Source organism: Mycoplasma sp. 327, assembly GCF_053851655.1.
Map to the genome: position 1 here is coordinate 89,326 of NZ_JBSQBA010000002.1, position 7,339 is coordinate 96,664.

Below are 7,339 nucleotides of genomic sequence, written 5' to 3' on the forward strand. Positions count from 1 at the left end.
GGTATAATTTTATTATTTTTGTTTTAAAAAAACTTAGCCAAAAAGCTAAGTTTTTTTAAAACAAATTAATCGATTTTCACTTTAACAGCAGCACCCATTGAAGTAGAAACTACAATGTTTAAAACATATGTTCCCTTAACAGTTTGTGGTTTTAATCTCTTAACTGTTTGAATTATGGTTTCAGCATTTTGAGCCAACAATTCAGTAGGCATTGATTTTTTACCAACCGAGGCATGGATAATTCCACCCTTATCGGCACGGTAATTTGCTTTACCTTTTTTCAATTCTTCAACAGCTTTAACTGGATTTGTTGTAACTGTTCCTGTCTTTGGGTTTGGCATTAAACCTTTTGGACCAAGCTTTTTACCATATTTTCCTAAAACAAGCATCATTTTTGGATCGGCAACAATCACATCAAATTCATATTTATCTTGATTTAAAATTTCTGGTAGTTCTGAAGATGAATAAACGAAGTCTGCCCCAGCCTCTAATGCTGCTTTTTGCGCCGAAACTTCATCAGTAGCCACTAAAACTTTAATGCTTTTACCAGTACCATTTGGTAGCACTACAGCTCCGCGTAGTTGTTGGTCTGATTTTCTTGTGTCTAAATTTAATTTAATAGCAATATCTAATGATTCGTCAAATTTTGCAAATGAAGCTTTCTTAGCTAATTCAATTGCATCTGCTAAAGGGTAAATATCTTTTTTGTTAACTAATGTTTTTAAAACTTTAGCGTTCTTTGTAACTCTCTTAGCCATTAGTTAGCACTTCCTTTTAGTCATTCTTCATAACCTTCAACTGTAATACCCATATTTTTAGCAGTTCCAGCAACCTGATGCATAGCGCCTTCTAGAGTTATTGCATTCATATCTGGCATTTTATATTCCGCTATTTCTTTTAATTGTTCCAAAGTAATTGAACCAACTTTTTCTTTGTTTGGAACTCCACTACCTTTTTTAATTTTTGAAGCTTGAATCAATTTATATGATGTTGGTGAAGTAAATAATTTAAAAATAAATGATTTATCCTTATAAACTGTAATTAATACAGGAACCGGTTCCGAACCTCTGTCTCTTGTTTGGTCGTTAAAAGCCTTAGTAAATTCAGGCATGTTAATACCAACACCTGCTAGTGCAGGGCCTGGTTTGGCTTGTCCAGCTAAAAATTGTAATTTAGCTTTTTTTACTATTTCCTTTGCCATTTTTAAAAAATCCTTTCGATAATTGTGGTTCAAACGAATTAATAAATTCTTCCACATTTTAGGCAATTTTACATTGCACCTAGAAATTATAGCAAATAACTTATTTTATAAAAATAAACTCATTATATTTATCTTAAAATTTAATCAAAATAAATAATATCGACATAATAGAAGCACAATAAGAATTCTATATTAGTAATTTTTTAGAAATTTTTATGCTTTTCTAACTAAATTTATAAAAAAAGTATCCACATTTGGATACCTTTATAATAACCTTTACAAAATTACTAAGGCTTTAGTTTTGTAAAAAGTCAGCACTACTTGGCATTAATAATCTAACTAAATGATCCAACAACTGAATTTTTAGATTTGGATCCTTTTTATTATTACCATCTTTTGAATTATTCATTTTTGAAAGTTCAATTAGCTCATCAGTTGTTTTTATTGCTTCGTCAATTGATTTTTCATTATATGAGTTTCCCCCAAGACCATATTTAGAAAGTTTATCATTATCTTTCTTGTAATTTTCTTTGTATTCTGTAAGCATTTTCTTAAGGTTTGAAAAACTAGATTCATTTGCTTCTATATTTAGATTTTTAACCATAGAAACAATAGTTTTAACGTTTTCAATTTGTTTTTCTTGTTGTGTTTTTTCTTCGAATTTTAAATTTTCACCCTTAGGGAAAAGTAAATCACTTGCTGTCTTTGTTAATAGCTTACTAATTTCTCCTAATAATTGAATTTTTGCTTGTGGTGGAATACTATCTATCTGTAAAAGTTTAGTTTTTTCAAGCGCATCATTAAGTTTTTCATCTTTGTAATTAAATTCTTTAATATCAAATTTTTTCAGAAGTTCATTTAATTTTTTTTCATCTTCAAGTAATTTTTGAAATTCTTCTATTGATTTTTTATCTGAATTAACATTAAGTTTATTCAATTCAACACCTAAATTAACATTCTTGTTAAGTTCTTTTTTAAGTTGAGGATCAATTTGCCCTTTGAATAAGCTTTTTGTAAAAATGTTTTCAATTTCACCTAATAATTGAATAATTACATTTGGATTTTTATCTTTTTTAATGATATCGTCAAGATTAATTAATAATGAAAATGCTTTTGTTAAAACATTTTTGAAATAATAATCACTTTTGCCAAGTTTTTTAAATGCCTCAGCCCCTTCTTTTTTAAGTTCACCAATAAAGTTATCTTTTGAAATATCAACCTTAGAAATTTTTTCAGCGAAAAGCATTACTGCTTGTTTGTCTTTGTTAAATTGAATTGATTCAGGTGTTTCCATTTCTGGTTTAATTGGCTTATCATTCTCTGAATCGCCTTGCATTGATTGATCAGTATCACTTTCTTTATCAGGTGTTTTTTGTTGAGGGGTTTTTGTTTCTGGGTTTTTTGGTTTCATTGGTTCAGCTGGTTTTTCTGGTTTATCTGGTTTTTCCGGTTTAGCAGGATTTGCACATGATAGAGCTATAACTGGTGTTGCCAAAACAGGTAAAAATCCTAGAAAAAGTAATTTGCTTTTTTTCATTTTTCTCCTTATGTTTAATTGAGTTTATAAAGCATATTTTATAGTATTTTTTTTTTTTTTTTTGTTTTGGCAAAATTTCATGATTGATACTCTAATTATTACCAAAATTTTAGACAAAGCCAAGGCATTTATAAAGGTACTTTTTACTACTTAGTATTATTCTAATTTACGACCTTGATCTAATAAAAATATATTTATTGCAAAAATGTCTCTAATATAAATCAAAATTATTTAATTCATTTTTATTTTCCCAATTTTAAGATTAAAAAATCATAAATCCACCTTAAATTAAAATAGATTTATGATTTTTTATTTAATTTTTTAATTGCATTTTTTTAAATCATCATACGAATTTCAAATACTATGTTTTTAAGCAAATTATCAATTGATTCATCACCATACACTTGCTTGTATACAAATCGTTTTTATTTTCCATCGAGTCTGTTAAAGTGTTTTCTACTTTTTGGTTATTATTTTTTGTAAAAATTTTTAGCTTTTCCTTTGTTGTTTCTATTACATTTAATTTAGATTTTTTAATTAGTGCTTCAACATTGCTAAAACTAAATTGATTAGTTGGGCTTTTATTAGAGGTGTTTGACTATCTTTTGTATATTTGTAAATTATTCCTTTTGGGCTCTTTATGAAAATTAAAAATAACTAGATTCTTTTTTACAATATCCTTATATTAAAACCTAGGAAAAATATCGGTTCTTAAATAACTTGATTCGGCATTTAAAACATATATAAATAAACTCAATATTCATATAATTTTTTATTGCTCATTTACAATTTCTAGGTGTTTTAAGCAAGTTTTAATTACATCACTATTGAGTGATTCATATACTTCCTTGTCACCAATTATATAAAACTCCTCTTTTGCACGTGTTACTGCTACGTTCATAATATTTGGATTATTGCTGCCAACAGCTCATTGAGCAGAATTTATACTATCTTTATCGCAACCTAGCACTAAAAAAACAATTTTAGCTTCTTTTCCTTGGAAAGTATGTACTGTTCCTATATTACTTTTATTAATTAAATCATTGAGATTTCTCTTAAGTTCATTTACTATTGCTTTAAAAGGAGAAATAATAAAGACATCTTTTAAATTTGCATCACGGTTTTTTATTTTAAATAAATATTTTTTTAAAACTTGACATTGTTCTTTTACATAATGTTTGTTTATGGCCTTTCCCTTAACATGAAGTCAAAATCCATTGTAGCTTTTTTGTTTACCGTTTTCTTTTCCTTGGACCATATTTCCTTCATAGGAAATTTCGTTTGAAATATCAAACATTGGACTTAGACATCTTCTATGTACTCAAAGAGGTATGCCAATCCAATCTCCGTTTCTCTTATAAAATCCATATTTGCTATGATTATCAACAATTTCTTGCACCGAGCTATTAAGACCATAAGGCAATTTATATTTTTCTTTTATTCATTTTAAAGTATTTTGGTCTAATACTGAAACTGGTTCAATTTGCGATGGATCACCAACAGCAATAATATTCTTCGTTCTAAAAATTGCACCTACCGCCGCTTGTGGAACCGCTTGGCCCGCCTCATCTATAAACAAAAATCCCATTGATTCTTTTGGAAAATTCTTATACATTGTCCTTATGCTTGCAAAGGTTGAACTAATTGCGGGTACAGCCATATTAATTCAATTTCATGCTTCCACTAAACACTCGCATTTATCAATAGTTTTTCCTTTGATTTTATTATTTCATATTTTGACAGCGCTTTTTAAAGCCTCCCTGTTTTCATATAAAAATTGTCTTCTGACTTTTAGCGCCAAAATAAACAATTTTGATTGTTTGATTCTAAAATTCTTGTTAAATCATGGGTTACTTTTTTGAAATACATTGTTGTCATTAATTGCATTAAATTTATTAATTTTCTTATTAATAAAAAAATCTTCGATTTTATTTTTTTGATCTAGCATTCTGTTGATACTATCGATTTTTTTGCCTATGTTATTCTTTTTAGATTTGAGAGATAATAGTGAGTTGCATATTTTAATGCGTTGGTTTAAATAGGAGTTTAATTTTTCATTAAATTCTTTGTATTTCTTTGTTTTAAATAATTTACTTATTCAGCTTGGTTTTTGCAGTTTTAAATTTTCGATAGATTTGTTTATATTTTTTAATTCATTATGGTTATTATTTATTAAATTTATTATCTCTTTTTGGCTTTCATTAATTGCGTTTTTAATTGATTCTATATTAAGATTTCTATTTTCAAATTTATCGCTAGGTTTATCCTTCATGAAATCGTCAATTAAAGCTTGTATTTCTAATTCTATTTTAGCTAAAAGGTTTATGTGCATTTGTATATCATTTTGTGCTTTTTTAATGTCATTATATAAATTTAAAAAATCTTGATATACATTTGAATTGTTATTTTCTTGCTGGTATATTTCTTTTATGATATTTTCGACAGCTTTTATTATTTCTATAATATTCTTCTTTTTGCCGCCTTCCAATGAAAAAAGACCTCATTTTTCTTTTGAGATTTTATGCTTATTGGAAATACCTTCATTATTATCTTTTTCTTCAGTTATTGCATTAGCAGTTTTGTAAAAATAATCAGCATTCTTTATCTCATTTGCTAGATCTTTGTCAACATTTTCCAATAGAGGCAATTCGTTTACTATATTTTGCACAGCCCCATTATTTGAACTTGCTATTAAAATGCTCTTATTTGCAATTTGTGTAGGCAAAATTTTAATTTCTTTATAAAAAACATCCTTAATTATCTTTGAATCTAGCTTGCATATTTCGAGAGATTGTTGAGTAATTAGCTCAGCAAATATATCCTTTAGTAGGGTTGTTTTTCCTGTTCCTGGAGGTCCATTTACACTTTTCATTTTAATATTTTCATAGTTTTTACTTGTCGATAGATTTACTGCAATTTGTTGCATTAATGAAAGCGCATATTCTACATTGCTTGGAAATCTTGAACATGGATAATTCTTGGGATCTAAAATTTCTTTGATTTGTTTAATACCATCAGCTTGTTTATTATCTAAATTTATTTTTATTAATTCATTGCTATTTTCTTCTTTTGATGATGATAAATATTTGTCTAGATTTTGTGTTGATATTCCTTTAGCTTCTACTAAGTCATCAATAAAAAATGAATGCAATAAAGTATCATCTTCATCATCATTTACTATTTTATATCTGGAAAGATTAACATCAATATTGTAATTTTGTATTAATTTTTGAAATGCTTTATTAAAAAATGCTTTTAAATCTTCGGTTTCTTTCTTTTTAAATATATTTTCAATATCATCTGAAAGTTCATGTTCTTTTTCTTTAAATTTAGACATAGAATTAAATTCTAAATCACTCTTGGTCTCTCTAATATATGCACTTCAAGTATAGAAAGTGGATTGTTTTTCTATTTCAAGATTATTATTAAAACGTATAGCAAAACTGAATTTATTATTTCCTATTGATTCTAATTCATCATCATTAATTTTAGTATTATGTTTTTTGTTTAGAAGATCAATTAGTTCTTTTGAATTAAATGTGTTAAAAATAAAAACTAAATATTTTTCCTTTTTTTGCTTAGTTTCTTGTTTTAAAATCGTATTAAAATAGTCATAATAATTATCGTTTTGTTTATCTAGTTTAATCTCGCAATAATCTTTTTTATTTCAATTACCTTCGCTAAGTTTTTCAATCATTATTCAATGCTCAAGAATATTTTCTTTAATGCTTTTAGGGTTCATTATATCTCCACAATGTAATCATATACAGGTTTAATTTTAATATTGTAAATATGACTCATCTAATCATAATATTTCTCATTATTTAAATAATTTAATATTATTAAATACATTATAGTTGATAAAATGTTTTATTTAAAGAAGTAGTTATGAAGCAGTATTTATTAGATGTCAATTTATTTTGATTTTTTGATGTATTGATATTTATAGCTCTTATAATTTATTAAATAAGATACCTGTAGAATAATGTCTTAATTTAAATTAAATCATGATATAAGAAAAAGTGCGTTTTTGCATAAAAACATTTCATATTGAAATTTTAAAATCTTTATATAGATTTTGCAAATATAAATATAAATAAAAAATATATATAAGAAAACATTATTTAACTTCCGTTCCATGTATTTTTATAATAAATTAGATCTAATAAGAGAAATATTATTAATTTATGAAAACAAGATTGTATAAAAAAGAACTATTGATTAAATTGTTCAATAAAAACTGTCTTTTAATCTATTTTGATTTCTCTTATTTAGTAAAATTAATTAAATATCATAAGCTATAAGGGGATATTAAATGAGTTTATTAAAAAATTACATTCAGAAAATTGATGATATTTCTTCAAAAGAGTTGAACACAGACCAAAAAAGACTGGCAATAAAAATTTTAGAAAAATTTCCAGAAGACGAAAAACAACTACAATATGTTTTCCAATTTGTTGCACAAAGAATTAAAACGGGTTTTAGATTTGATGTGGCGCCTGAAAGTGATTGACAAACAGTTGCGCTATTAGAAAAAGATGAAAAACTTAGCTTTGTTTTAGATGAAAACAAAAGCAAAGATAACACATTAATCATCGGCG

5 protein-coding genes are annotated in these 7,339 nt (G+C 26.1%); 1 reads left to right on the forward strand and 4 read right to left on the reverse strand.

Annotation, left to right across the window (positions count from 1 at the left end; translation table 4 throughout):
* Positions 1–65: 65 nt before the first annotated feature.
* The 4 genes from rplA to ACWXVS_RS00930 all read right to left on the reverse strand — a co-directional run bounded on the left by rplA (position 66) and on the right by ACWXVS_RS00930 (position 6,480).
* Positions 66–758, reverse strand: coding sequence for a 50S ribosomal protein L1 (rplA, locus tag ACWXVS_RS00915; RefSeq protein WP_438340819.1), 693 nt, complete (start codon positions 756–758; stop codon positions 66–68).
* The gene (gene rplK / locus ACWXVS_RS00920; RefSeq protein WP_438340820.1) at positions 758–1,201 is read right to left on the reverse strand and encodes a 50S ribosomal protein L11; all 444 of its coding nucleotides are present in this window, start codon (positions 1,199–1,201) and stop codon (positions 758–760) included. Before rplK ends, rplA begins: the two co-directional genes overlap by 1 nt.
* A gap of 295 nt (positions 1,202–1,496) precedes the next feature.
* Positions 1,497–2,738 carry a hypothetical protein gene (locus ACWXVS_RS00925; protein WP_455994592.1) on the reverse strand — a complete coding sequence of 414 codons (1,242 nt, stop codon included), beginning with the start codon at positions 2,736–2,738 and terminating at the stop codon, positions 1,497–1,499.
* Positions 2,739–3,510: 772 nt separating this feature from the next.
* The gene (locus ACWXVS_RS00930; protein WP_455994594.1) at positions 3,511–6,480 is read right to left on the reverse strand and encodes a DEAD/DEAH box helicase; all 2,970 of its coding nucleotides are present in this window, start codon (positions 6,478–6,480) and stop codon (positions 3,511–3,513) included.
* A gap of 573 nt (positions 6,481–7,053) precedes the next feature.
* Here ACWXVS_RS00930 and ACWXVS_RS00935 point away from each other — a divergent pair.
* Positions 7,054–7,339, forward strand: a 286-nt coding sequence (locus ACWXVS_RS00935) for a hypothetical protein (RefSeq protein ID WP_455994596.1), incomplete at its 3' end; no start/stop codon positions are given.